Here is a 24,863-nt window from a genome sequence, read left to right on the forward strand (position 1 = left end):
CGAGGGGTCGGTTTCTATAACGTGTCGCTTCGCCGATAGCGAAAACTGTGTCCCCGCGAAGTGCCCCCATCAAAATAGTACTTTGACGGGAACCGAAGGCGGGGACCCAGACTGAGCTCCCGCCTTCGCGGGAGCACAAGGGGAGATATCAGTCCGCGCGCTTGACGTAGGTCTGCTCGTAGACGTCGACCACGATCCGCGTGCCGCTGGCGATATGCGGCGGCACCATGATGCGCACGCCATTGTCGAGGATCGCCGGCTTGTAGCTGGAGGAGGCGGTCTGCCCCTTCACCACCGCATCGGCCTCGACGATCGTCGCTTCGACCTGGTTGGGAAGCTGGACCGAGATCGGCTTTTCCTCGTGCAATTCCATCACCACGTCCATCCCGTCCTGCAGGAAGGCGGCGGCGTCGCCGAGCAGGTCGCGCGGCAGCGTCACCTGGTCGTAGGTGTCCTTGTCCATGAAGACGAGGCCGTCGCCGTCGGCGAACAGGAACTGGAAGTCCTTGGTATCGAGCCGCACGCGCTCGACCGTCTCAGCCGAACGGAAGCGGACGTTGGTCTTGCGGCCGTCGATGAGGTTCTTCATCTCGACCTGCATATAGGCGCCGCCCTTGCCGGGCTGGGTGTGCTGGATCTTGACCGCACGCCAGATGCCGCCTTCATATTCGATGATATTGCCGGGACGGATGTCCACGCCGCTGATCTTCATGGTTCTTGACCTGCTGGAAAGAGCGATCAGAGCCGCCGTCGGCTCCGGTGGCGCGCGTCTAGCGGCGCGGGCGCGATCCGGCAAGATGCTGGCGATCGAGCCCCCTTCCCCGTTCGGGCTGAGCCTGTCGAAGCCCTGCACTTTCTTCTGCGGAAGAAGGGCAGCCCTTCGACAAGCTCAGGGCGAACGGAGGTTGGGCCCGCTTCAGCGCCCGCCAAGCACCTCGGCAAAGGCGCGCACCGCCCCCGCCTCGTCCCCGCCCCACACCGCGTTGCTGACCGCGAGGAAATCCGCCCCTGCCTTGACCAGCGGCGCGGCATTGGCCGGGGTGATCCCGCCGATCGCGACCGAGGGCAGTTCGAACAGCGTCGACCACCACGACAGGATCACCGGCTCGGGGCGGTGCCGCACCTCCTTGGTCGAGGTGGGATAGAAAGCGCCGAACGCGACATAATCCGCCCCTGCCTCGCCCGCTTCCATCGCCAGATGCCGGCTGTCGTGGCAGGTCACGCCGATCTGCGCATTGGGGCCGAGCGCGGCGCGCGCCTCGCGCGGGTCGCCGTCCTCCTGCCCGAGATGGACGCCGTCGGCGCCGAGCCGCTTCGCCAGGCTGATCGAATCGTTGACGATGAACGCACAGTCGCGCGCCGCGCAAATCCGCTGGAGCGGCTCGGCGAGCCGCGCCGCCTCATGCTGGTCGACGCCCTTCACGCGGAACTGGAACGCCGCCACCGGTCCGGCGTCGAGCGCGCGCGCCAGCCGGTCGCCGAACCCGCCCGACACGTCGAGCGGCGAGATCAGATAGAGCTGGCACGGCGGGCGCTTGTCGTCGCGCACGAAGGCGGCGGCGAAATCGGGGTCGAGCGGGCCGAGCGGATCGTCTTCATCCATCACGCCGCCCTAGGGCGGATCGCGCGCAAGCAGAAGCCGGTTTTTCACCCACGCACTCACCGTCATGCCGGGCTCGACCCGGCATGACGAAAGAAACCGGATCAATCGCTTCCCCGCGCCCAGGCGCGCGCCGCCGCAAGCTCGTTCGTCCCGAAGGTGCGCAATTCGATCGGCAGCATCGCCCCCAAGGTCCGCGCGACCGGGCCGATCCAGCCCGAATCGGTCACCATCGCGCAGCGCCCGAAGCGATCGAGATGGCCGAAGCTCCACTTCACCTCCTGCCACCACAAGGCCGGCGCGATTCCGCCGAAGGCGCGGACGATCTCGACCACATTGACCTTGCGATGCGTTGCGAACTGCGCCTCCAGCGTTGCCACCACGCGATCGTAATCCTCGCGCGAAATGGCGCCATCGACCACCAGCTCGACCAATCCGTCGTCCGCCACGTCAATCGTGAGCATCGTTCACCTCCTTACGCCGCCTCGGCCGCGATGCGCCGGATCGCGCGCTCATAGGCGGCCGGCTCCTGCGCGCCCTGGATGAGGTAACGCCCGTCGACGATGATCGACGGCACCGAGGTGATACCGTCCGTCCGCCAGCGCTCTTCCGCCGCCCGCACCTCCGCGGCCCGCGCATCGCCGGCGATCACCGCGTCCGCCCCGTCGAGCCCGGCGGCCTGCGCGGCCGCCGCCAGCACCGCGGGGTCGCCGGGATCGCGCCCGTCGGTGAAATAGGCGCGGAACAAGGCATGCGCGAGCGGCAACGCCTTCCCCTGCCCCGCCGCCCAGTCGATCAGGCGATGCGCGTCGAAGGTGTTGTAGATCCGCGCGCCGGGCCGCTGCGCCATGTCGAAACCGAGCCCGGCCGCCATCGTGCGGATCCGCTCGCGCACCTCGCCCCCGCTGCCCGCCGAGGCGCCGTATTTCTCGCGCAGATGCTCGCCGATATCCTGCCCGCCCGCCGGCATATCCGGGTTGAGCTCGAACGGCTGGAGCCGGATCACCGGGGTGACGACATCTCCGGTCGCCGCCAGCGCGCGCTCCAGCCCGAGCAGGCCGATCACGCACCACGGGCACACCACGTCCGAGATCACGTCGAAAGTCATCGTGCGGGTCATGGCGTGGCTCCGGCAAAGAGGTGGACCACAGCCAGCCCCTCGCCCTCCGCGGCGAGCAGCAAGCTGCGATGGCAGTGGCAGGGATCGCGCTCGAAGCACAGCAAGGCGGACGGGGTCTCGGCGATCAGGTCGCGCATCCGCGCCGCCGCTGCCTGTGCCTCGGGCAAGGCGAGCTGCGCATCATAGACCGCGCGCAAGGTCGCGACATCGCCCTTCTTCGCCGCGTCGCGCCCGGGTTTGGGGGTGCCGAGCGCCTTGAGGTGGACGTAATCGATATCGCGCGCCGCCAGTTCGGCGGCGAGCGGCGATTTGGAGAAGCCCGGCCGGCGCGACAGCGGCAGCGCGCGGACGTCGATCACGCGCCTGACCCCCGCCGCCTGCAGCGCGGCGAGGAATTCGGCCATCGTCGCGGCCTCATAGCCGATGGTGTAGACACGCGTCATCGCTTCCGCGCCAAGGTCGTGACGACACCCCAGGCGACCAATGCCTGCCCGCCGAAATAGGTCGGCCAGACCAAAAGGCGCGGCACGATGCTGTCCGCGAGCAGCCCCATCCGCGCGAAGATCAGCAGGTCCGACACCACGAACAGCCACGCCCCCAGGGCGACGAACCGCCGCGGAAAGCGCGACGCGGTCGCCGCCCCGGCCATCGCGCCGAGCCCGAGCGCATAGAGCGCGACCCCGGCGTCATGCGCCACCAGCCGCGCCACCGCAGCGACCGCCACCGCGGCGCAGGCGGTGAGCACCCATCCCGCGCCGTTGCGACGATAGAGTGCGACCGCGACGATATGCCCCGAAAGGAACGCCGCCGCGCCGGCGACCATCCCGGCCAGTTCGAGCAGCATGTCCCCGGTCGCGCCCAGCGCCATCACCGCCGCGATCATCCAGCCGTCGGTCGATCGCGCGCGCATCGCCGCCCATAAGGCGAGCAGCGCGACCCCGGCGCCCTTGAGCACCACCGCTCCCGGCCCGCTCCAATAGCCCAAGACAACGACCATATAGGCCGCCCCGGCGATCAACGCCGCGATGAATCCTCTCCCCATGCGGGCGACTGTAGCGCGGGTTCGCCGTGGCGCTAGTGGTCAGAACATAACGGATGAGTCCGGAAGAAATCCCCACCGTCATGCCGGTTGAAAAAGACTGGAACCATCCGTCTGAATCTATCCACTAGTGCCTGCCTCTGCCCCTTGGGTCCCCGCAACGGGGTTCTGGCGATCCGCGCGCCACCGGGCTAACGCCGGCCGCCATGACTCATCACATCCATATCGTCGGCGGCGGGCTCGCCGGTTCGGAGGCCGCGTGGCAGCTCGCCGAGGCGGGGTTTCGCGTGCGCCTGTCGGAAATGCGCGGCGGCGGCGACACGACCCCGGCGCACCAGAGCGACTCGCTCGCCGAACTCGTCTGCTCGAACAGCTTCCGCTCGGACGATGCCGAGAGCAATGCGGTCGGGCTGCTGCATCAGGAGATGCGCGCGCTCGGCTCGCTGATCATGCGCGCGGGCGACGCGCATCGCGTCCCCGCCGGCTCGGCGCTGGCGGTCGATCGCGACGGTTTCTCGGCGGGCGTGACCGAAGCGCTCGCCGCGCACCCCAATATCACGATCGTCCGCGAACGCGTCGACGCGCTGCCCGAGGGGCCGGCGATCATCGCCACCGGGCCGCTCACCGCGCCCGCGCTGGCCGAAGCGATCGGCGCCGAGACGGGGAAGGAATCGCTCGCCTTCTTCGACGCGATCGCGCCGATCGTCCACCGCGAGACGATCGACATGAGCGTCGCGTGGTTCCAGAGCCGCTGGGACAAGGGCGACGGCAAGGATTACATCAACTGCCCGCTCGACAAGGAGCAATATGCGGCGTTCGTCGCGGCGCTGCTCGCCGCCGAGAAGACCGAATATCGCGGCTGGGAGAATGTGCCCTATTTCGAGGGCTGCATGCCGATCGAAGTGATGGCCGAGCGCGGGCCGGAAACCCTGCGCTTCGGCCCGATGAAACCGGTCGGGCTCGACGATCCGCGCACCGGGCGCTGGCCTTATGCGGTGGTGCAGCTACGGCAGGACAATGCCACCGGCACCTTGTGGAACATCGTCGGTTTCCAGACCAAGTTGAAACACGCCGAGCAGGTGCGGCTGTTCCGCACGATCCCGGGGCTTGAACAGGCCGAATTCGCGCGGCTCGGCGGGCTGCACCGCAACACCTTCCTGCGCTCGCCCGAATTGCTCGACCCCGAATTGCGGCTCAAATCGCGCCCCGCGATCCGCTTCGCCGGACAGGTGACGGGGTGCGAGGGCTATATCGAGAGCGCCGCGGTCGGGCTGCTGGCGGGGCGTTTCGCCGCCGCCGAGCTCGCCGGGAAGCCGCTCGCCCCGCCGCCGGTCGAGACCGCGCTGGGGGCATTGCTCCACCATATCACCGGCGCCGCGGTGGCGGAGACCTATCAGCCGATGAACGTCAATTTCGGGCTGTTCCCGCCGATCGAGGGGCGCACGCGCAAGGCCGACCGCAAACGCATGTACACCGACCGCGCCCGCACCGCGCTGGCGGCGTGGATCGGGTAGCGGCGCGATCCGCCGCCACCCCCTGCGCGAGGCCGGGGCGACGGTGGGGCGCAGGCCGGCGCCAGGCCGACCCGCGCGCGTCTTTCAGAATTGTGCGGTGAACCGGGCGTAAACGTAGCGCCCGTTGAACCCGAACGGCGAGAAATCGATATAGGGAAGGAAGGAATTTTCTTCCGGATAGAATCCGCCGTCCGGTCGCCTCCCGGTCGGACTGCGCGTCGGATAGACGTCGAAGACATTGTCTGCGCCGAGCGAGAAGGTCATATGCTTCTTGAAGGTGTAGCGAACCTCGACATCGGTGAGCCATCGCGGCTGCAGGAAGATGTCATCGGGGCCATAAGCGGTCAGGCTGCTCGGTTCATCCAGCGGCTCGGCCTCGGCTACCGCCACGACCTTGCCGTAACGCGTCGTTCGGGCGGTCAGCCCGAATACGCCGATCTCGCCATTGGCTGACAGCACGATCTTGTCGCGCGGCTGGCCCTTCTCGAAACGCAGCCCCTCCTGCCGCCCGAACAGCGCCAGCCCCGGCACCGCCGCGAGCGGGCCGAGATTGTTGAGCCGTTTGTCGATCCTGTTGCTGGTATAATTATACGCTGCCGACAGCGACCAGCGGCCAGCTCCCCCGGCGTCGAATTGATAGCTGCCGACCACGTCGACCCCCTTGGTCGTGGTGTCGAGCCCGTTGATGAAGAACCGCGCGGCACCGACCGAGTTGAAGCCATTGGCATCGAGTATCGCCTTAATGGCTTCCTTCTGCTCGGCGGTTCCGGTGCCTTCGAAACCGAGGTTTTCGGTCAGGACGATGCGGTCCCTGATCCTGATGTGAAAAAAGTCCGCGGTCAGGCTGAACCCGCGGAACGGATTGAGCGCAAGACCGGCCGAGATGTTGCGCGATTTCTCGGGCTTCAGCGGCTGCGCGCCGAGCGCGCGCGCGACCGGGCTGTCCACCCGGGTCGTGACGACGTTCACCAGCCCGGCCGCACTGGACAGGAAGGTCGAGGTGGCGCCGAAATATTGCTGGTGGAGCGAAGGCGCCCGGAAGCCGTTGGAAATCGCACCGCGCAGCGCGAGCTGCGGAATGAATTCGTAGCGCAAGGCGAGCTTGCCGTTCGCCGTGCTGCCGAAATCCGAATAACGCTCGAACCGGCCGGCGGCGGTGACCGTGAAGCCTCGGAAGGGATCGGTATCGAGCTCGAGATAGCCGGCGAAGCTGTTGCGGCTGGCGCTGACCTTCGCGAAGGCGGGAATGCCCTCGAAGCCCTGTTGGCCGACCGGCGCCGAACGGCCCGGGAAGGAACAGAGGCCAGTCGCCGCAGCATAGACGCCGTCCGCCGCCGCGCATTCCGCCGCGGTCGTCGCACGCGCCGGCAAGGTATAGGGCCCGGCGGCGTAGGATTCGAGCTGCCCCGGTCGCTCCTGGAAATTCTCGCGGCGATATTCGCCGCCGAACGCCAACGTCAGCGGTTTGGCGAAGCCGACCGCGAATTCGCGCGTCACATCGAGGTTGGCCGTGAACTGGCCGAAGCGGAGCCCGCCCGAATCGGTATTGCGTGGCGCGGTGGGGCCGAACGAGACGTTGATGCTGTTCTCGGTGCGATAGTCGATCCGGTTACGCCCATAGACCCCCGACAGATCGACCGACCATTGGCCGACTTCGCCCCTGACGCCGATCGCCATCGAATAATCCGTATAATCGGATGCAATGAACGGCAGGAAGCCATTGGCGTAGATCGGGGCGAAATTGCCCTCGCTCGGCGCTTCCGAAGGCCTGAGTACCGAATAATCCCGGTTTCTCCTCGACCCTTGCAGGCGCCAGTTCGCCGCGGAGCGACCGTTGCGTTGCGAGAAGGTGCCGAAGGCATAGGCTTCCCAGTTCGCGCCGAGCGGCATCCCGGCGTTGACCGCGACGTTCCAGTCCTCGGTCTTCGGATCGCCATATTGGAAATTCAGCCGGTTGAAGGTGAGTTCGCGCGCGTCGAACGCCCCGTCCACGAGGTTGTAATTCTGGCGCAGATCGTATCCCGCGCGGTTGACGGTGTCGCGGTCGCGATACTCGCCGGTAACGTTGATGAAGCCCTGGCCGATCGGCACGCCGAGGTTCATCCCCAGCGTCCAGGTATCGCCGTCACTGCGCGACGGCCTGCCGCCAAGGTTGGCGGCCAGAAATTCGGGGTTGGCCGGATCGAAGAACGGCTGGCCGGCAGCATCGGTCTGCAGCCCGAGCACCTCGCGCACGCCGTCCATCCGGGTGACATATTTGCCGTAGGTGACCGAGGCCTTGCCGCCATGATCGGCGGTCTTCAGCCGGATGTTGATCACCCCCGCGATCGCATCCGAGCCATATTGCGAGGCCGCGCCGTCACGCAGCACCTCGATCCGGTCGATCGCCAGGTTCGAGATGGTATTGAGATCGACCGCCGCCGAGCCGCGCCCGACGGTGCCGTTGATGTTGAGCAGCGCGGAAGTGTGGCGGCGCTTGCCGTTGACCAGCACCAATGTCTGGTCGGGCGACAGCCCGCGCAACGTCGCCGGCCGGATCACATCCGATGCGTCTGCAATCGACGGCCTCGGGAAGTTGAACGACGGGACCAGCGCATTCAGCACGGTGTTGGTCTCGCCCGAGCCGCCGGTGGTCAGCGCTTGGGAGCTGATCACATCAACCGGCACGGGCGAGTCTGCGACGGTGCGGTTCGCGGCACGCGTCCCGGTGACGATCACTTCCTCTCCGGGCAGCGGCTCCACCGCGGGCGCTTTCGACTCCTGCGCGGCCGCCGGAAACGCTAGAAAAGAAACGGAGAGCGCAAGCATCGTCGCATGCGAAATTCGCATCGAAATCCTCCCTAAAAATCTTGATAGATAATTACGACGAGGAAAATACTTTCCCGAAATTCAATATTATTGAAAAGATAATATGATTTATTACTTATCGCATTCTAGGAGATGAAATTATCTCCACAATGGCGTTTTGGAGATCAAATCTGGAAAATTTATCTTCTCATGTGGATGATATTGTTCGTCATAGATAATGACGCGCGTCAGAATGGATTTGATCCAGATCAAATCGGATCAAATTATTGTATTATTCTTGTTTTTTAGTGCTTTAGCGCGCCGCTCACGGCCCACCGGCGGTGCGCGGTGGCTATTCCTCGCCGTCGGGCTGTGACGGCGCCGGGCAAACGCAGGCCGGTTTCGGCCGGCGCTTGGGCGCGGTGGTGGCGAATTCGGTGCGGTCGAGCGCGCCCGAGCGATCGCCGTCGGCAGTGGCGAAGCGCGTCATCGTCTTGGCCGCCCATTCGTCGAACGACAACCGGCCGTCGCCGTCGCCGTCGAGTTTCGCGAAGGCCTTGCGCCGTGACGCGAGATATTCCTCGCGCATGACCCGGCCGTCGCGATCCTTGTCGTAGCGATCGAACCGCTTCTGCTCGCGGGTGCGCTCACTCGCTTCGGGCACGCCGGGCCGGCCGGCGTCGGCGATCTGCGGCAGGTCGGGCGCCGGCGGGAGCAACGGCTCGCGCGCCGCCTTGCCGTTGAACAACAGCCACCCCGCCGCGATCATCAACAGCGCGGCCACGCCGCCCAAAGCATAGCGCCACATCGTCTCGCCCCTCCCGCTGGAGGCGATAAGATCAGACTATCGGCCGCCAAGCCAGTGACGAAATAATCGCGCGGCGCGCCCGATACTTCCCGGGCGAGCGGCCGAATCGAGGTCGTCGCGCGCGAGCAAAGCCATCGCCGACAGCGGCCGCAACGCGCGCGGCCAGCGGCGATCGGTCAACCCGGCGAGCCGCGCCGCCGCCGACGCTTGCGCACGCGGATCGCACAATGTGGCGAGCGCCCAGCCGGCGCCGGCATCGGCGAGGCGCGCATCGCCGCCGCCGAGCAACCGCGCGGCGAGCGCGAACAGCATCTCGCCGCGCTCGGCGGCATGCACCGCGAGTGCCGCCGCCGGATCGGAGTCGATCGCGAGCACCGCCTCCCACCCGTCGACGATCCGGCCGAGCGCGGCGCCGGCCACCCCGTGCGGCAGCAAGCCGGCGGCGATCGCGCGCAGGATCGGCTCGGCCGGCGCCGGCGCCGCGTCGAGCGCGACCAGCGCCTCATGCCACCAGGTCAGCCGCATCTGCCCGATCAGCGGATCGCGCGCCGCGCGGACGATCTCCCCCAGCCGATCGTCGAGCGTGAGCAGCGCCGCAAGCGCCGGCCGCGTCGCCGCGGGGACATAGGACAGGACGATACGGCGCTCGATCGCGCGCGCCTCCATATCGGGCTGGCCGGGGGCTGGATCGGACGGTTCCATCGCTTCGCCGCGTGACCCGCCGCTCGATCGCCGTCAACCGTGCCGTCGTGAGATTTTCTTAATGTTATCCGCATATCCGCCGATGGGGCCTGATCAGGGGTCGCGACCAGAGAATGGGACAGGAACAGCGAATGGCAACCCGGCGGCCGCACGTGCAGCGCCGCGCGGCAAGGCGGCGTGACATGCGTGCGCTTGCCCGCGAGCGAAGCGGCGCGTCGGTGATCGAATTCGCGATCGTGCTCGCCCCGGTCATCGCACTGATCGTCGCGATCGTGCAGACCGCCCTGGTATTCTTCGCCCAGCAGAATCTCGAAAGCACCGCCGAGCGCACCGCGCGCCAGCTCGTCACCGGCAGCGCGCAACGCACGTCGATGACCGCGACCAATTTCGGCAACACCGCATGCGCCAACCTGCCGTCGTTCATGAAATGCGCGAATTTGATGATCGACGTGCAGAACGTCAGCTCCTTCTCGGCGGTCAGCACCGCCGCGCCGAAACTGACCTTCGACGCCAACGGCAACGTCACCAACGCCTGGGCCTTCTCGCCCGGCGGCCCGGGCAGCATCGTCGTCATGCGCATGATGTATCGCCTGCCGGTGGTCCCCGCGCCGCTCGGCTTCAACCTGTCGAACATGACCAACGGGCAGCGGCTGCTGATCGCCACCTCGGTGTTCAAGACCGAACCTTACGGCAGCTGAGCGTGATCCCCGCCCTCCTCCATTTCTGGCATCGCCTGCGCGACGATCGGCGCGGGCTGGGTGCGGTGGAATTCGCGATCGTCGCGCCGTTCCTGCTGCTGCTCTACCTCGGCGGCTATCAGCTGATGGACGCCACCTCCGCCTATCGCAAGGTGACCACCACCGCGCGCACGCTGGCCGACGTGACGACGCAATTCACCGCGGTGCAAGCGAGCGACGTCGACAGCATCCTCGGCGCCGCCGGCGCGGTGATGACGCCCTATTCGGCAAGCAACACCACCACCCGCGTCTCCGAGATCGCGATCAGCGCGACGGGGATGCCGAGCGTCGTGTGGAGCCGCGCGAGCAGCGGCACCTTGCTCAAGACATCCGATCTGCTCGCCAATCCGACGACGCCGAACAACGTGGTCCCGGTGAAGCTCAGGATCGCCAGCACGAACCTCATCTTTGCCGAGGTGAGCTATTCCTACGTCCCGCCGGCGGGCGGCCAGTTGATCGGCCCGATCACCTTTCGTGACCAGATCTTCATGAACCCCCGCCGCTCCGTCGACATCCCCTGCACGGGCTGCTGATCCATGCCGATCCCATCGCTCCTCACCGGCCTGCGACATTTCCTCTCCCGGCTCCGCCGCCAGCGGTCCGGCAATGTGATGATGCTGTTCGCGCTGGCGGCGATCCCGATGGCCTTCGCCACCGGCATGGGTGTGGACTATGCGCGGGCGGCCAGGCTTCGCACCAAGATGAACGCGCTGGCCGACGCCGCCGCGCTCGCCGGCGTCACCGCAACGATGATGAACAAGGACCAGACGACCGCGGTACAGACCGCGACCGACATGTTCAATTCGCAAGCGGCGCTGCTCAGCGGCGTGATCTATAATCCCGCGACATTGTCCGTCGTCCCCTCGCAACCCAACGGCCCCGGCTCGCGCACGATAACGGTGACTTATTCCGCGCAGTCGCAGAATGTGTTCGGCGGTATTCTCGGCATGGCGACGATCGCGATCGGCGGATCGTCCAGCGCGAACAACATGACCGCGCCGAACATCGATTTCTACATGCTGCTCGATACGTCGCCGTCGATGCTGTTGCCGGCGACTTCCGCCGGGCTAAGCTCGATGGTTGCCGCGACCAACGGCTGCGCTTTCGCCTGCCACCAGACCAACCTGACCTACGGCAGCAACAACACCGAGCTAGTGTGCGATAGCAGGAACAAAAATTGCAAGGATTTCTATACCGTTGCCGTGAACAACGGCATCGTCTTGCGAACCGATCTGCTCCACACCGCCGTTTCCAACCTGACCGATCTCGCGACGAGCACGTCATCGACCAACAAAGCGCAATATCGGATGGGGCTGTTTTCCTTCGACAAGACCTTCAAGCAATTATGGCCGACCACCGTATCACTGCCCAACGTCGATGCCAGCTTGTCCACCGTCAAGACGCATGTGACCGATGCAAAGATTCTGGTCTATTGTCAGAACAATTATTACCAGTGCAGCACTAACGACAACGACACCGCCACCAATTTCACCGCCGCGTTCAGCGGAATTCTCGGGGCGATGCCGCTCAAGGCCGGCAACGGAACCAATTACAACAATGACACGCCCCAGGCGGTAATGTTCCTGATTACCGACGGCATGTGGGACGAAAAGCGACCCGGCGGCCCCCCGGAGGGCCCGATTTCGACCGCTTCGTGCACCGCAATCAAGAATCGCGGTATCCGCATCGCGGTTCTCTACACCGAATATCTGCCCGATTCCGCGAGCGACGACTGGTCAAAGACCAATGTGAAGGCGCCGTATCTGTCGCCGGTCGACAAGATCAGCCCCCCGCTGCAGCAGTGCGCCTCCCCCGGCCTCTACTCCAAAGTGACGACTGACGGCGACATCTCCGGTGCGCTCGCACAATTGTTCCAGACCGCCGTCGCCACCGCCCGCCTGACCAACTGACGAAAAAAGCCGGCGGCGTCGCGATGACGCCGCCGGCCTCTGACGCCGTGCAGGCCACTCCGCCTTACTGGCGGTATGTCACCTTCTTCACCGCCGCGATGATCTTGTCGGCGGAGATCAGCGCAAGCTTTTCGAGGTTCGCCGCATAAGGCAGCGGGACATCCTCGTTGCACACGCGGACCACCGGGGCGTCGAGGTCGTCGAACCCCTCCTCCATGCAGATCGCGATGATCTCGCTGGCGATCGAGCAGGTCGGCCAGCCTTCCTCCGCCACCACCAGCCGGTTGGTCTTGGCGAGCGACGCCAGCACCGTCTGCTTGTCGAGCGGACGCAGGGTGCGCAGGTCGATCACCTCGGCGTCCACGCCTTCCTCGGCCAGCCGGTCGGCGGCTTCGAGCGCGAGCCCGACGCCGATCGAATAGCTGACGATCGTGACGTCCTTGCCCTCGCGCATGATCCGCGCCTTGCCGATCGGGAGCACCCAATCGTCGAGCTTGGGCACCTCGAAGGTGCGGCCGTAGAGCAGCTCGTTCTCGAGGAACACCACCGGGTCCTGCGATCGGATCGCCGCCTTGAGCAGCCCCTTGGCGTCCGACGCGTCATAAGGCGCGATGACGATCAGCCCGGGGACGCTGGCGTACCACGGCCCGTAATTCTGGCTGTGCTGCGCCGCGACGCGGCTCGCCGCGCCGTTGGGGCCGCGGAAGACGATCGGGCAACGCATCTGGCCGCCCGACATGTAATTGGTCTTGGCTGCCGAATTGACGATGTGATCGATCGCCTGCATCGCGAAGTTGAACGTCATGAACTCGACGATCGGCTTCAGCCCGCCCATCGCCGCGCCGGTGCCGACCCCGGCGAAGCCATATTCGGTGATCGGCGTGTCGATCACGCGGCGGTCGCCGAATTCGTCGAGCAGCCCCTGGGTGACCTTGTACGCGCCCTGATATTGCGCGACTTCCTCGCCCATCACGAACACGCGGTCGTCGGCGCGCATTTCCTCGGCCATCGCGTCGCGCAGCGCCTCGCGCAGCGTCAACTTGACCATCTCGGTGCCCGCCGGGATTTCGGGATCGCGCACCTCGGCGTCATGCTTCGCCGCCTCGAACATCTGGCGCGCGCCGGTCTCGACCTTGTGCGGCACCGGCGTGCCGCTTTCCGCGGCCTGCTCCTGCACCTCGGGCTTTTCGGCGCGGGTGACGGGCTCGGGCTTCGGCGAAGCGGCGGAAGCGTCCTCCCCCTCCTCGGCGATGCGCATGATCACTTCGCCCACCTTCACCGCGTCGGTCCCCTCGGGGATCAGGATCGCGGCGACGGTGCCTTCATCGACCGCCTCGAATTCCATCGTCGCCTTGTCGGTTTCGATCTCGGCGAGGATGTCGCCCGATTTCACCGTGTCGCCTTCCTTGACGAGCCATTTGGCGAGCGTGCCTTCCTCCATCGTGGGGGACAGCGCCGGCATTTTGATGTCGATCGCCATCTCAATAAGTCTCCACCAGCACGTCGGTATACAGCTCCTGCGGTTCGGGTTCGGGGGTGTTCTCCGCGAAATCGGCCGATTCGTTGACCTGGCGGCGGATTTCCGCCTCGACCGCCTTCAGTTCGTCTTCCTTGACGCCCTCGGCCTCGAGCAATTTCTTGACGTGCTCGATCGGGTCGGACTTGTCGCGCACCGACTGGACTTCCTCGCGGCTGCGATATTTCGCCGGGTCGGACATCGAATGGCCGCGATAGCGATAGGTCTTCATCTCGAGGATGATCGGCCCCTTGCCCGCACGCACCCACGCAAGCGCTTCCTCCGCCGCGCCGCGCGCCGCCAGCACGTCCATCCCGTCGACCTGCAGCCCGGGAATGCGGAAGCTCTCGCCGCGGCGATAAAGCTGGTCTTCGGACGACGCCCGGTTGACCGAGGTGCCCATCGCGTACTGGTTGTTCTCGATCACGAAGATCACCGGCAGCTTCCACAGCTCGGCCATGTTGAACGCTTCGTAGACCTGGCCCTGATTGGCCGCGCCGTCACCGAAATAGGCGAGGCACACCCCGCCGTCGCCGGAATATTTGTGCGCAAAGCCGAGCCCCGCGCCCAGCGACACCTGCGCGCCGACGATGCCGTGGCCGCCGTAGAATTTATGCTCGACGCTGAACATGTGCATCGAGCCGCCCTTGCCCTTGGAGATGCCGGCGGCGCGCCCGGTCAGCTCGGCCATCACGTCCTTTGGCGGGATGCCGCACAACAGCATGTGCCCGTGATCGCGATAGCCGGTGATCACGCTGTCTTTCTCGGTCAGCGCGGATTGCAACCCGACCGCGACCGCTTCCTGCCCGATATAGAGGTGGCAGAAGCCACCGATGAGCCCGAGGCCGTAAAGCTGCCCGGCCTTCTCCTCGAAGCGGCGGATCAGCAGCATGTCGTGATAGAATTTGAGCAGCTCCTCCTTCGACGCCGTGTAGAGCTGCGGCTCGGCCGGTCGCTCGCGATTGGGCGTCGGCGGGGGTGCGGTTTTGGTTCGTGCGTTCCGCGCTGGGGCTTTTGCCACGTCTGGAAAGACCTCGTATTCCGTAGGGAGAACCCCGCCTATAGTCTCCCAGCGGCGCGGCGCGCAATCCGCGGAGTGGCAAACTGACGAGGATCAGTGCTCAGTAACATTTGTGTCCCCGCGAAGGCGGGGACCCAGTCTGGCTCCCGCCTTCGCGGGAGCGCAAGCGGCGCCAGCGGCCGACCAGAGCGGCGATAGGCCAGCTATCGTCGACCGGACGACAAGCGGCGTTGCAGCGCGCTTCATCCTCCCCTAACCGGCGGAAAGATGGACCAGCCGATCCACCCCTTACGCATCGCCAATTTCCGCGCCTATTGGGGCTCGCGGCTGGCGGGAACGATCGGGACGACCGCGCAAGGCATCATCATCGGCTGGCAGGTGTACAGCATCGCCCGCCAGACGATGGACATCAAACAGGCCGCCTTTCTGCTCGGGATGATCGGCCTCGCGCAGTTCCTGCCGCTGTTTCTCCTCACCCCGTTCGTCGGGCTGGCGGCGGATTCGTTCGATCGGCGCTGGATCGTCCGCATCACCACCTCGCTGCTGGTCCTGATCGCCGCGATGCTCGGCGTGCTGACCTGGGCCGGGATGCTCGGGCTGCCGGCGCTGTTCGGCGCGGCGGTGCTGGTGGGGACGGCGCGCGCCTTTTCCGGCCCCGCTTATTCGGCGCTCGCCCCCAATCTCGTGCCGCGCGACAGCCTGCCGACCGCGATCGCGCTGTCGTCGATCGCGTGGCAGGTGGGGACGATCGCCGGGCCGAGCCTCGGCGGGCTGCTCTATGCGATCCACCCCGAGACCGCTTATGCCGCGGTCGCCGGGTTGCACCTCGTCGCGCTGATCGGCATCTTCCTGATCGGGCGCGTGCCGCAGCCGCTGGCCGAGAGCGACCGCCACCCGATCGCGCGCATTCTCGACGGCTTCGCTTATGTGAAGCGCAACCGGCTGGTGCAGGCGACGATCACGCTCGATCTGTTCGTCGTGTTGCTGGCAGGCGCGACCGCATTGCTGCCGGTCTACGCGCGTGACATCCTCCACGTCGGCGCGAGCGGGCTCGGCGTGCTCGCCGCCGGGATGGGGATCGGCGCCGCGGCGACCGCCTTGTGGTTCTCGATCCGCCCGATGCGCCACAATGTCGGGGTGAAGATGCTCGCCGCGGTGATCGTCTTCGCGTTTGCGATCCTCGTTTTCGGGCTGTCGACCAGCTTTCCGCTCAGCCTCGCCGCGCTGATCGTCGCGGGCGGGGCGGATATGGTATCGGTCTATATCCGCAGTTCGCTGATCCAGCTCCACACCCCCGATGCGATGCGCGGGCGGGTCGGCGCGGTCAGCCAGCTCACCATTTCCGCGTCGAACGAGCTCGGCGAGGCCGAAAGCGGGCTGATGGCATCGATGCTCGGCCCTGTCGGCGCGGTGACGGTCGGCGGCGTCGCCGCGATTGTCATCACCCTGTTATGGGCGCGGCTCTATCCCGAGCTGAAGCTTGCAAAGACGTTCGATCCGCCCGAAATCCCCGCAACGACCCCGCAATACGGAGTAGCGCAGCCATGAAGGCCAATACGATCCTCGAAACGATCGGCAACACCCCGCACGTCCGCATCCAGCGGCTGTTCCCCGATGCCGAGGTGTGGGTCAAATCGGAGCGCTCGAACCCCGGCGGGTCGATCAAGGACCGTATCGCGCTGAGCATGATCGAGGCGGCCGAGCGCGACGGGCTGCTCAAGCCCGGCGGGACGATCATCGAGCCGACCAGCGGCAACACCGGGATCGGGCTGGCGATGGTCGCGGCGGTGAAGGGCTACAAGCTGATCCTCGTCATGCCCGACAGCATGAGCATCGAGCGCCGCCGGCTGATGCTGGCCTATGGCGCGACCTTCGATCTCACCCCGCGCGAAAAGGGCATGAAGGGCGCGATCGAGCGCGCGCTCGAGCTGGTGCGCGAAACCGACGGCGCATGGATGCCGCAGCAGTTCGACAACCCCGCCAATATCGCGGTCCATGCGCGCACCACCGCGCAGGAAATCCTGACCGACTTCGCCGATACGCCGATCGACGTGATCATCACCGGGGTCGGCACCGGCGGGCATATCACCGGGGTGGCGGAGACGCTCAAGAAGACGTGGCCCGACCTCAAGGTCTATGCGGTCGAGCCGATCGCCTCGCCGGTGATCAGCGGCGGCCAGCCGGGGCCGCACCCGATCCAGGGGATCGGCGCGGGGTTCATCCCGACCAATTTGCACACCCAGGCGATCGACGGCGCGATCACCGTGGAGGCCGAAGCCGCCAAGGAAATGGCACGCCGCGCCGCGCGCGAGGAAGGGCTGCTGGTCGGCATCTCCTCCGGCGCGACGCTCGCCGCGATCGCGCAGAAACTGCCCGAGCTGCCGGCCGGATCGCGGGTGCTCGGGTTTAATTATGACACCGGCGAGCGGTATCTGTCGGTGCCGGATTTCCTGCCCGAAGCCTGACGGCATAAGCCGTCGCCCCAGTGAAAGCTGGGGTCTCGCGCGGCAGGGGCTCCGCTTGCGGCCTGCGATCCCAGCTTTCGCTGGGATGACGGGCGGTGACTCGCGGGGGCGGCACGTCGTTCGACGGTCCGCCCGGCGTCCTCACGCCGCCCGGAACATCTCCGGCGGCAGCGCCATCACCGCATCCGCGCCGCCCTCGATCTGCCGCCGCAGCGAGCCCGCTTCGGGCAGCATCCGCTCGGCGAAGAAGCGCGCGGTGACGAGCTTGGCGTCGAGGAAGGCGGCATCGCCCTCGCCCGCCGCCTTGAGCTCGGCCGCCGCCTTGGCCATCCGCAGCCACATCAGCCCGACCGCGACCAGCCCGGTGAGGTGCATATAGGGCACCGCCCCCGCGCCGATATTGTTGGGGTTGGCGATATTGCCCATGAACCACATCGTCGCGGCCTGCATCTCGCCCAGCGCTTTTTCGAGCCGGCCTGCGAAATCGGCGGTCGCCGCGTCGCCCTTCGCCGCCGCGCATTCGCCGGCAACCATCGCGAAGAACGCCTGCACCGCACGGCCGCCGTTCATCGCCAGCTTGCGCCCGACGAGGTCCATCGCCTGCACCCCGTTGGTGCCCTCGTAGATCATCGCGATCCGCGCATCGCGGACATATTGCTCCATCCCCCATTCCTGGATGTAGCCGTGTCCGCCATAGACCTGCTGCGCGTTGGTGGCGATCTCATAGCCCTTGTCGGTGCCGACGCCCTTGATCACCGGGGTGAGCAGCCCGATCAGGTCGCTCGCCGCCTGCCGCTCCTCCTCGGTCTCGGCATGATCCTCGAGATCGACCTGCAGCCCGCCCCACAGGCACAAGGCGCGCAGTCCCTCGGTCCACGCCTTGGCATGCATCAGCATCCGGCGCACATCGGGGTGGACGAACAGCACGTCGGCCTTTTCGGCCGGTTCGGCGGGGCCGGTCAGCGCGCGGCCCTGGCGCCGGTCGCCGGCATATTGGACGGCATTCTGATAGGCGGTCTCGCCCACCGCCAGCCCCTGCAGCCCGACCCCGAGCCGTGCCGCGTTCATCATGATGAACATCGCGGCGAGGCCCTTCATCTCCTCGCCGACCAGCCAGCCCTTGGCGCCGTCGTAATTCATCACGCAGGTGGCGTTGCCGTGAATGCCCATCTTATGCTCGATCGACCCGCACGACACCGCGTTGCGCTCGCCCAGCGAGCCATCGGCGTTGATGAGGATCTTGGGCACCACGAACAGCGAAATCCCCTTCGAGCTGTCCGGCGCGCCCGGCGTCTTGGCCAGCACGAGGTGGATGATGTTCTCGGTCAGGTCATGCTCGCCGGCCGAGATGAAGATCTTGGTGCCGGTGATGCTGTACGATCCGTCCGCCTGCGGCTCGGCCTTGGTCTTGATCAGGCCGAGGTCGGTGCCGCATTGCGGCTCGGTCAGGTTCATCGTGCCGAGCCATTCGCCCGACACGAGCTTCGGCAGATAGGTCTGCTGCTGCTCGGGCGACCCCTTCACGCGCAGCGCGGAAATCGCGCCGTGCGCCAGCCCCGGATACATGGCGAACGCCATGTTCGACGAAACCATGAATTCCTGAAACGCCGTCGCGACGACGTGCGGCATATCCTGCCCGCCGAATGCCTCGGGCGCGGAAAGCGTGCCCCAGCCGGATTCGACGAACTTGGCATAGGCGTCCTTGAAGCCCTTGGGCGTCGTCACCGTCCCGTCGGGGTGACGGGTGCACCCCTCCTGATCGCCCGATTGGTTGAGCGGGAACAGCACCTCGGCGACGAACCGCCCGCCCTCTTCGAGCACCGCGTCCACCGTATCGGGGGTCGCCGCCGCGAAGCTCGGCAGATTGGTGTAATTGTTGAGCTTGACGACGTGATCGAGCACGAAACGCGTGTCGCGGACGGGCGGCGTATATTGCGGCATGGATCAGGCTTCCTTGGTTGCGCCGGCCTCGAGCAAGGCGACGAAATCGCCCAGCTCCGCGATCGCGGCGTCGATGTCTTTCTTTTGCGCGTCGAGCGTGGCGATGCGTGCACGGCAACGCTCGATCGTGACCGCGCGTTGCGTGTGGCGGCCGTCGCCGAGGTCGTAGAGGTCGATCATCTCGCGGATCTCCGCGAGGCTGAATCCGACGCGCTTGCCGCGCAGGATCCACGCCAGCCGCGCGCGATCGCGGTGCGAATAGATTCGCGCGGTGCCGCGCCGCTCGGGCGCGATCAGGCCTTCGTCCTCGTAGAAGCGCAGCGCCCGCGCGGTGACCCCGAATTCGGCCGCCAGATCGGTGATCGAGAAATCGTCGCGATCGGGCAGCGGGGGAATCTGGGCGTAGGCGGCAACGCTCGACATAAGAGGAAGCTAACTTCCCTTTACGTGAACGTCAACTTACTCCGAACCGGTGACCGCCCTCCGTCATTCCCGCGAAGGCGAGAAGCTATTCGCGCAGGTCACGGAAGGAGTCGTGAGACGAGCCCGAATGGATTCCCGCCTTCGCGGAAATGACGCAGACGGGTTTAACCCGCGCCCCCGCAGAGCGGCTTGCCGTCGGGTGCGGGCAGCGAGGCGGCTTCGGATTCGGCCGCACTCAGTCGCTCGGCGGTGAGCGCGCTCAGCGATGCGCGGCCGGTGCATAGTTGCTCGCAGGATTGGGGCAGTACCGGCGGGAAGGCCAATTTGGCGCCGTCGAGCCGCGCCTCGAAGCGGCACCCGGCGCCCAGCGTCACCGCAAGCGTCCCCACCCCCTTGGCGGTGCCGCGCGCAATGCAATGATGCCCGTCGCCGTAATCGACGCTCGCGCCGATGCGATAGCCGCCGCCGGCGCGGAGGATGCAGACATGGTCGCTCTCCGATGCGAACACCCCGACCGGGTCGACATGCGTAGGGTCACCGACCATCCCGGCCGCGATCGCCGCGCGTTCGAGTTGCGCCCCGGCACCACTCTGCTCGGGCGCCGGCGCGGGCGATGTGCCGCACCCGGCGAGCAGAACGAGCAACGCCAGCGCGGCTCGGCTCAATCGACGCGCTCCAGCCCGTCGTCGGCGAGGCGGCGGTAGAAGCAGCTCAACGCGCCGGTGTGACAGGCGGGGCCGGCGGGGTCGGCGATCAGCCACAAGGCGTCCTGATCGCAATCGATCCTGATCTCCGCGACGCGCAGCACGTTGCCCGAGGTCTCGCCTTTCTTCCACAGCCGCCCGCGACTGCGCGACCAGAAGGTCGCCTCGCCGCTCGCCCGGGTCGCGGCGAGCGCCTCGGCGTTCATATGCGCGACCATCAGCACCGCGCCGCTCGCCCGATCGGTGACCACCGCCGTAACGAGCCCGTTGGCATCATATTTGGGATCGAGGGCCAAGCCCGATTCGCGCGCGTCGCTCATGCCGGTGCATTAGCGTGGCAGGAGCATCCGCGTAATCCGCCTTGTGTCCCCGCGAACAGCCTGGGCTCCCGCCTTCGCGGGAGCACAACGGCGCTCGGGAGGCGCTTGAGCCTGCCGCCCGCGCCTGATAATCCCGACAGCATGAGCAAGCACACCCAACAAACCCGCATCTTTCTCGCGGCGTTGGCGCGCGTGCTCGATCGAGGGCGCTGCTGAAGGCAGCCGACCCGCCTCGCGACACTCCACCACCCCGCCCGATCGGCGGGGTTTTTCGTGTCGGTCGGGCCTTTTTTGACGGATGACCGACATGACCCATGATCTCGATGACGCAGCGATCGAGCGGATCGCGCTCGGCGTGCTCGATTGCACGCTGCCCAAAAGCGAATGGAGCCACGCCGCGCATTTCGCGGCGGCGCTCTGGCTGCTCCGCCACCGGCCCCACGTCGCGACACCCGCAGCAATGCGCGAGACGATCCGTCGCTACAACGAGGCGACCGATACGCCCAACACCGACGAAGGCGGCTATCACCATACGATCACGATTGCGTCGCTACGGGCGGCGGCGGCGCATCTGGCGGGTTATCCGGGGGAGATCGGGCTGTCCGCGATCCTCGCCGCGCTGCTCGCCTCGCCGCTCGGCAAGCCCGACTGGCTGCTCGGCTACTGGCGGCGCGACCGGCTGTTCTGTCGCGATGCGCGGCACGACTGGCGCGAACCGGACATCGCCCCGCTGCCATTCTGAAAAACCCCTCCGTTCGCCCTGAGCTTGTCGAAAGGCTGCCCTACTTCGTCGGAAGAAAGTGCAGGGCTTCGACAGGCTCAACCCGAACGGAGGAAAGGTGGCGCCCCTGACGACGGACGCCCAAAACGAAACGGGGCGACCCCAAGGCCGCCCCGTTCGTATCTTCACTAAGACGAAACCGCTCAGTGCGGACGGCTCAGCCCGGCAATCGTGCGGTCGACCAACGCCTTGTCCGCGCTCGCGCCGTGGCGCTCGGCGATCAGCGTGCCGGCCGCCTTGGCCGCCGCATCGGCGGTCTTGGCGCGGACCTCGGCGATCGCGGCGCGCTCGGCGGCGGCGATCTTGTCCTCGGCCATCTTGGCGCGGCGCTGCACCAGCTCGGCGGCATCGGCCTTGGCCTGGGCGATCACGGCCTCGGCCTCATGCTCCGCCTGGGTCGCCATTTCGGCGGCGTTCTTTTCGGCATCGGCGATCTTGCGCGCATATTCGTCGCGCAGCGCCTCGGCCTCGGAACGCAGCTGCTTGGCTTCGTCGAGCTGCTTGCGGATATCGGCGATCTGGCGATCGAGCATCGCGCCGATCGCACGGATGCCGCCCTTCCAGATCACGATCGCGATCAGCACCGCCATCGCGATCGACACCCAGACGGTGCTGTTCAGCACCCCGAACAGCGCCGGATCGGCGGCATGTTCCGCGCCCTCGGCAGCAGCCTCGGCGGCCTGCGAAAGAAGAAGAAGATCAGCCATGCGTCATCGCCGCCTTCACGGCCCCTTTCGCCTCGTCCAGCGACACCGACGCACCGGATACGCGCGAGACGATCTCCTGCGCGGCCTCGGCGGCGACCGCCTCGATCTCGGCCAGCGCACGATCGGTGGCCGCACGGACCTCCGCCTCGCCGGCCGCGACCTTCGCCGCCTGCTCCTCATGCGCCGCGCGGAGCGTCGCCTCGGTCGCCTTGGCGGCGCGCGAACGGGCTTCGGCGACCAGCGCCTGCGCCTTTTCGCGGTTGGCATGATCGCGCTGGCGCCATGCTTCCTCGGCCTTGTCGGCCTCGTCGCGCGCGCGGGACGCGGCGGCGAGATCGTCGGCGATCGACTTGTCGCGCGAATCGATCGTCTTCTGCACCTTGGGCAGCATGCCGCGGCCCACGACGAAGAACACGATGCCGAACGTCAGCAGCAGCCAGAAGATCTGCGACGCATAGACGGCGGCGAGCTGGGATATCTGTGGCATGTTCGTCCTGCCTCGGCGGCGCGGCGCGCATCATAAACGCGCCGCCCCGCCTGGGGAAACTATCGTTCGTTACGCGACGAAGATCAGGATCATCGCAACGACGAACGACAGCAGACCGAGAAGTTCGGCCGCGGCGAAACCGATGAACAGACGGCCCTGCTGGCCGTCGGCGGCACCCGGGTTGCGCAGCGCGCCTTCGAGGAACGAGCCGAAGACGTTGCCGACGCCGATGGCGGCCATGCCGGCGCCGATCGCCGCGAGACCGGCACCGATGAGCTTAGCAGCTGCAGGATCCATGATTTAACTCCAGTTTATAAGGGGTTTGAAACTCAGACGAAAACTCAGTGCAGATTGACCGCGTCGTTGATGTACAGCGAGGTCAACAGCGCAAAGACATAGGCCTGGATGCCGGCCACCAGCAGCTCAAGCGCGGAGATGCCGACCATCAGGACGAACGAGGGCACGCCGACGAACAGCCCGGTGCCGATCCCGGCAGCGCCCGAATTGATGATGAAGCCCGCCAGCACCTTCAAGAGCACGTGCCCCGCGGTCATCGCGACGAACAGTCGCAGGCCGAGGCTGAACGGGCGGACCATGAACGAGACGAACTCGATCAGCGGGATCAGCGGGAGCAGCCAGATCGGCGTGCCGTGCGGCACGAACAGGCTGAAGAAATGGAAGCCGTGGCGCCAGAAGCCGACGATCAGCACGATCGAGAAGCTGATGATCGCCAGCACCCCGGTGATCGTGAAATGGCTAGTGAAGGTGAACGGGTGGATGCCGAAGATGCCGAGCGGCAGAAGCCCCAGCACGTTGGCGAACAGGATGAACATGAACAGCGAGAAGATATAGGGAACGTAGCGCTTCCCTTCCGGCCCGATGTTCGCGGCGAGCATATTGTCGATGAAGCGCACGAAGCCCTCCACCATCATCTGCCCGCGACCCGGGATCAGCGCGCCGCGCGTCCCCATCGTCATGAACGCGATCAGCGCCACGGTCGCCACGCACATCCACGCCGCCGAATTGGTGAAGGCCACATTATAGCCCGCGATCGACCAATTCTGCGTCCCGAACAGCGGTTCCACCAGGAACTGGTGCATCGGATCGATCTTGCCGCCGCCTGCCACTTCGCTCAATCCTTGAACAAAGCGCCCGAAATCACTTCGGGCGCTGTGAAATCCGAATGATGTTCCTGAAAGCGACGATCGTCCCGAGGGCGAGCATCACCAACAGGCCCCAGGGAGAAGTGCCGGCGAACCGATCGATCACCCAACCGATCAAGGCGCCGCCCGCCATTCCCCCTACAAGCTCAGCAAGCACGCGATTGCCGAGGCGGTAACCCGCATCGTCGTTCGCCTTGCTCGCGCCTTGCCGTTTAGCCTCGTCGTTCCGCGCCGCTTTCAGCCGCTCGTCGAGCGACTTGAGGCGCGCGTCCTCGTCGAGATTCTCCGGTCCGGGCTCTTGTTCGGCCATCCGCGCTCCCCCGTGCGACGGGCAGGCGCTGTCAAGCCGAAGGGCGAGCCCGCCAAGGCCGGGTCCGGTTAGCCGGGGGGTCCGGGGGTGTCAACACTTCGTCACCCGATGGCAAGGTTCCGACATCGCGTCGGATTACGCAGTCGCGCCGCCCACCCCGGCCCAAGGCCGGGATGAGGATCGATAACCTGGATCAGATACAGCGCGAATCGCGCTCCGGCGCACCGGCGCCGCGGGTCGCCCAGGCGCCCGATGGCGTCTTGTATTTCTCGCCTGCGCTGGTCTGCTGGATCAGGTTGCAGCCCGAGGTGAACGCCATCTGCTCCACCGTCGCGCCCGACGCCTGCGCCTTCTGGGTATAGGCCGCCTTGCGCTGGATGTTGATCGAATTGACCAAGGCGCGCAGCTCGGGCGTGCCCGCGCCGACCACGCCGAGATAGCCGTCGGGCTGTTCGCCCACCTTCCCTTCGGCGCGCGCCGCGGCATAGGCCGGGTCGCGCTGCGCGAACGCGACGGCCGAAACGCCGGTCACCGCCAGCGCGCCGGCGACCATCAGCACAGTCCTGAAGTTCTTAGCGTAGGTCATCGTCAGAAAATCCCCGGATTCTGCTTGATCAGCGATTTCGCCTCATTGTCGAGCCGATATACCACTTCCTGCGTCACGTTGATGTTGAGGTTGATCACGATCGGCTTGTCGGGCGCGGAGACGTTGACGCACGCCGCGGTGCCGCCGGCCAACACGCCACCCAACAGGATCGCCATCGTTCCTCTCATCGTCTCGAAGGTCGTGCGCCTCTCTTGCTTCGTC

29 protein-coding genes are annotated in these 24,863 nt (G+C 66.5%); 7 read left to right on the top strand and 22 right to left on the bottom strand.

The genetic code is table 11. From position 1 onward, the window contains the following. Window positions 1-148 precede the first annotated feature (148 nt). The 6 genes from efp to NED98_RS10035 form a co-directional block, all read right to left on the bottom strand. Entirely contained in the window at window positions 149-712 is a 564-nt protein-coding gene (gene efp, locus NED98_RS10010) for an elongation factor P (protein ID WP_179511335.1), read from the bottom strand. A 204-nt stretch (window positions 713-916) separates the two neighbouring features. Next, window positions 917-1,603, bottom strand: a complete 687-nt coding sequence (gene thiE, locus NED98_RS10015; RefSeq protein WP_179511334.1) for a thiamine phosphate synthase — start codon at window positions 1,601-1,603, stop codon at window positions 917-919. A 101-nt stretch (window positions 1,604-1,704) separates the two neighbouring features. Then, window positions 1,705-2,064 carry a SpoIIAA family protein gene (locus NED98_RS10020; RefSeq protein WP_265312880.1) on the bottom strand — a complete coding sequence of 120 codons (360 nt, stop codon included), beginning with the start codon at window positions 2,062-2,064 and terminating at the stop codon, window positions 1,705-1,707. Between the two features lie 11 nt (window positions 2,065-2,075). After that, complete coding sequence (locus tag NED98_RS10025; protein ID WP_265312881.1) at window positions 2,076-2,720, bottom strand: DsbA family oxidoreductase; 645 nt, start codon at window positions 2,718-2,720, stop codon at window positions 2,076-2,078. Further along, window positions 2,717-3,163 carry a DUF488 domain-containing protein gene (locus tag NED98_RS10030; protein WP_265312882.1) on the bottom strand — a complete coding sequence of 149 codons (447 nt, stop codon included), beginning with the start codon at window positions 3,161-3,163 and terminating at the stop codon, window positions 2,717-2,719. Before NED98_RS10030 ends, NED98_RS10025 begins: the two co-directional genes overlap by 4 nt. Beyond that, entirely contained in the window at window positions 3,160-3,762 is a 603-nt protein-coding gene (locus NED98_RS10035) for a lysoplasmalogenase family protein (protein ID WP_265312883.1), read from the bottom strand. The genes NED98_RS10030 and NED98_RS10035 overlap by 4 nt, the downstream gene beginning before the upstream one ends. 203 nt (window positions 3,763-3,965) lie before the next feature. Here NED98_RS10035 and trmFO point away from each other — a divergent pair, with 203 nt between their 5' ends. Next, a complete protein-coding gene (trmFO, locus tag NED98_RS10040; RefSeq protein ID WP_265312884.1) occupies window positions 3,966-5,273 on the top strand; it encodes a methylenetetrahydrofolate--tRNA-(uracil(54)-C(5))-methyltransferase (FADH(2)-oxidizing) TrmFO in 1,308 nt (435 codons plus the stop codon). An 84-nt stretch (window positions 5,274-5,357) separates the two neighbouring features. Here the strand turns inward: trmFO and NED98_RS10045 are convergent, their stop codons facing one another. From NED98_RS10045 to NED98_RS10055, 3 genes are all read right to left on the bottom strand, one after another. Beyond that, a complete protein-coding gene (locus NED98_RS10045; protein ID WP_265312885.1) occupies window positions 5,358-8,102 on the bottom strand; it encodes a TonB-dependent receptor plug domain-containing protein in 2,745 nt (914 codons plus the stop codon). Window positions 8,103-8,412: 310 nt separating this feature from the next. After that, the gene (locus NED98_RS10050) at window positions 8,413-8,868 is read right to left on the bottom strand and encodes an EF-hand domain-containing protein (RefSeq protein WP_265312886.1); all 456 of its coding nucleotides are present in this window, start codon (window positions 8,866-8,868) and stop codon (window positions 8,413-8,415) included. A 36-nt stretch (window positions 8,869-8,904) separates the two neighbouring features. Further along, a complete protein-coding gene (locus tag NED98_RS10055; protein WP_265312887.1) occupies window positions 8,905-9,570 on the bottom strand; it encodes a squalene/phytoene synthase family protein in 666 nt (221 codons plus the stop codon). 182 nt (window positions 9,571-9,752) lie between these two features. Here NED98_RS10055 and NED98_RS10060 point away from each other — a divergent pair, with 182 nt between their 5' ends. From NED98_RS10060 to NED98_RS10070, 3 genes are read left to right on the top strand one after another with little or no spacing between them, the layout of a single operon-like run. Further along, window positions 9,753-10,268, top strand: a complete 516-nt coding sequence (locus NED98_RS10060) for a TadE/TadG family type IV pilus assembly protein (protein WP_265312888.1) — start codon at window positions 9,753-9,755, stop codon at window positions 10,266-10,268. A 2-nt stretch (window positions 10,269-10,270) separates the two neighbouring features. Beyond that, window positions 10,271-10,840, top strand: a complete 570-nt coding sequence (locus tag NED98_RS10065; RefSeq protein WP_265312889.1) for a TadE/TadG family type IV pilus assembly protein — start codon at window positions 10,271-10,273, stop codon at window positions 10,838-10,840. A 3-nt stretch (window positions 10,841-10,843) separates the two neighbouring features. Further along, window positions 10,844-12,217 (top strand): TadE/TadG family type IV pilus assembly protein, encoded by a 1,374-nt coding sequence (locus NED98_RS10070; protein WP_265312890.1) that lies wholly within the window; start codon window positions 10,844-10,846, stop codon window positions 12,215-12,217. Window positions 12,218-12,281: 64 nt separating this feature from the next. Here NED98_RS10070 and NED98_RS10075 read toward each other — a convergent pair whose 3' ends face one another. Both NED98_RS10075 and pdhA read right to left on the bottom strand, forming a co-directional pair. After that, entirely contained in the window at window positions 12,282-13,697 is a 1,416-nt protein-coding gene (locus NED98_RS10075; RefSeq protein WP_179511322.1) for a pyruvate dehydrogenase complex E1 component subunit beta, read from the bottom strand. 1 nt (window position 13,698) lies between these two features. Then, window positions 13,699-14,754, bottom strand: coding sequence for a pyruvate dehydrogenase (acetyl-transferring) E1 component subunit alpha (pdhA, locus tag NED98_RS10080; RefSeq protein WP_179511321.1), 1,056 nt, complete (start codon window positions 14,752-14,754; stop codon window positions 13,699-13,701). Between the two features lie 267 nt (window positions 14,755-15,021). Here pdhA and NED98_RS10085 point away from each other — a divergent pair, with 267 nt between their 5' ends. Both NED98_RS10085 and cysK read left to right on the top strand, forming a co-directional pair. Beyond that, window positions 15,022-16,302 carry an MFS transporter gene (locus tag NED98_RS10085; RefSeq protein WP_265312891.1) on the top strand — a complete coding sequence of 427 codons (1,281 nt, stop codon included), beginning with the start codon at window positions 15,022-15,024 and terminating at the stop codon, window positions 16,300-16,302. Beyond that, window positions 16,299-17,219: a cysteine synthase A gene (cysK, locus tag NED98_RS10090; RefSeq protein ID WP_265312892.1), complete on the top strand. Its 921-nt coding sequence runs from the start codon at window positions 16,299-16,301 to the stop codon at window positions 17,217-17,219. Before NED98_RS10085 ends, cysK begins: the two co-directional genes overlap by 4 nt. A 141-nt stretch (window positions 17,220-17,360) precedes the next feature. Here cysK and NED98_RS10095 read toward each other — a convergent pair whose 3' ends face one another. The 4 genes from NED98_RS10095 to hisI all read right to left on the bottom strand — a co-directional run bounded on the left by NED98_RS10095 (window position 17,361) and on the right by hisI (window position 20,607). Then, the gene (locus NED98_RS10095; protein ID WP_265269847.1) at window positions 17,361-19,160 is read right to left on the bottom strand and encodes an acyl-CoA dehydrogenase C-terminal domain-containing protein; all 1,800 of its coding nucleotides are present in this window, start codon (window positions 19,158-19,160) and stop codon (window positions 17,361-17,363) included. A gap of 3 nt (window positions 19,161-19,163) precedes the next feature. Next, the gene (locus NED98_RS10100) at window positions 19,164-19,583 is read right to left on the bottom strand and encodes a MerR family transcriptional regulator (protein WP_179511317.1); all 420 of its coding nucleotides are present in this window, start codon (window positions 19,581-19,583) and stop codon (window positions 19,164-19,166) included. A gap of 164 nt (window positions 19,584-19,747) precedes the next feature. After that, window positions 19,748-20,248, bottom strand: a complete 501-nt coding sequence (locus tag NED98_RS10105) for a hypothetical protein (RefSeq protein ID WP_265269845.1) — start codon at window positions 20,246-20,248, stop codon at window positions 19,748-19,750. Continuing rightward, window positions 20,245-20,607 (bottom strand): phosphoribosyl-AMP cyclohydrolase, encoded by a 363-nt coding sequence (gene hisI, locus NED98_RS10110; protein ID WP_179511316.1) that lies wholly within the window; start codon window positions 20,605-20,607, stop codon window positions 20,245-20,247. Before hisI ends, NED98_RS10105 begins: the two co-directional genes overlap by 4 nt. 307 nt (window positions 20,608-20,914) lie before the next feature. Between hisI and NED98_RS10115 the strand changes: the two genes are divergently transcribed. Next, on the top strand, window positions 20,915-21,349 hold the full coding sequence (locus NED98_RS10115) for a hypothetical protein (protein WP_179511315.1): 435 nt from the start codon (window positions 20,915-20,917) through the stop codon (window positions 21,347-21,349). Window positions 21,350-21,531: 182 nt separating this feature from the next. Here NED98_RS10115 and NED98_RS10120 read toward each other — a convergent pair whose 3' ends face one another. From NED98_RS10120 to NED98_RS10150, 7 genes are all read right to left on the bottom strand, one after another. After that, window positions 21,532-22,095 (bottom strand): F0F1 ATP synthase subunit B family protein, encoded by a 564-nt coding sequence (locus NED98_RS10120; RefSeq protein WP_179511314.1) that lies wholly within the window; start codon window positions 22,093-22,095, stop codon window positions 21,532-21,534. Next, window positions 22,088-22,582 (bottom strand): F0F1 ATP synthase subunit B, encoded by a 495-nt coding sequence (locus NED98_RS10125; protein WP_179511313.1) that lies wholly within the window; start codon window positions 22,580-22,582, stop codon window positions 22,088-22,090. Before NED98_RS10125 ends, NED98_RS10120 begins: the two co-directional genes overlap by 8 nt. 69 nt (window positions 22,583-22,651) lie before the next feature. After that, entirely contained in the window at window positions 22,652-22,879 is a 228-nt protein-coding gene (locus NED98_RS10130) for a F0F1 ATP synthase subunit C (RefSeq protein ID WP_137785819.1), read from the bottom strand. Window positions 22,880-22,923: 44 nt separating this feature from the next. Then, window positions 22,924-23,682 (bottom strand): F0F1 ATP synthase subunit A, encoded by a 759-nt coding sequence (locus NED98_RS10135; RefSeq protein ID WP_179513599.1) that lies wholly within the window; start codon window positions 23,680-23,682, stop codon window positions 22,924-22,926. Window positions 23,683-23,740: 58 nt separating this feature from the next. Beyond that, window positions 23,741-24,055, bottom strand: coding sequence for an AtpZ/AtpI family protein (locus NED98_RS10140; RefSeq protein WP_179511312.1), 315 nt, complete (start codon window positions 24,053-24,055; stop codon window positions 23,741-23,743). A 193-nt stretch (window positions 24,056-24,248) separates the two neighbouring features. Next, complete coding sequence (locus NED98_RS10145; RefSeq protein ID WP_173399166.1) at window positions 24,249-24,641, bottom strand: YdbL family probable chaperone protein; 393 nt, start codon at window positions 24,639-24,641, stop codon at window positions 24,249-24,251. Between the two features lie 2 nt (window positions 24,642-24,643). Further along, window positions 24,644-24,817, bottom strand: a complete 174-nt coding sequence (locus tag NED98_RS10150) for a YnbE family lipoprotein (RefSeq protein WP_179511311.1) — start codon at window positions 24,815-24,817, stop codon at window positions 24,644-24,646. Window positions 24,818-24,863: the final 46 nt, after the last annotated feature.

Origin of the sequence: Sphingomonas lycopersici (assembly GCF_026130605.1) — a bacterium.
Taxonomy (GTDB): Bacteria; Pseudomonadota; Alphaproteobacteria; order Sphingomonadales; family Sphingomonadaceae; genus Sphingomonas; species Sphingomonas lycopersici.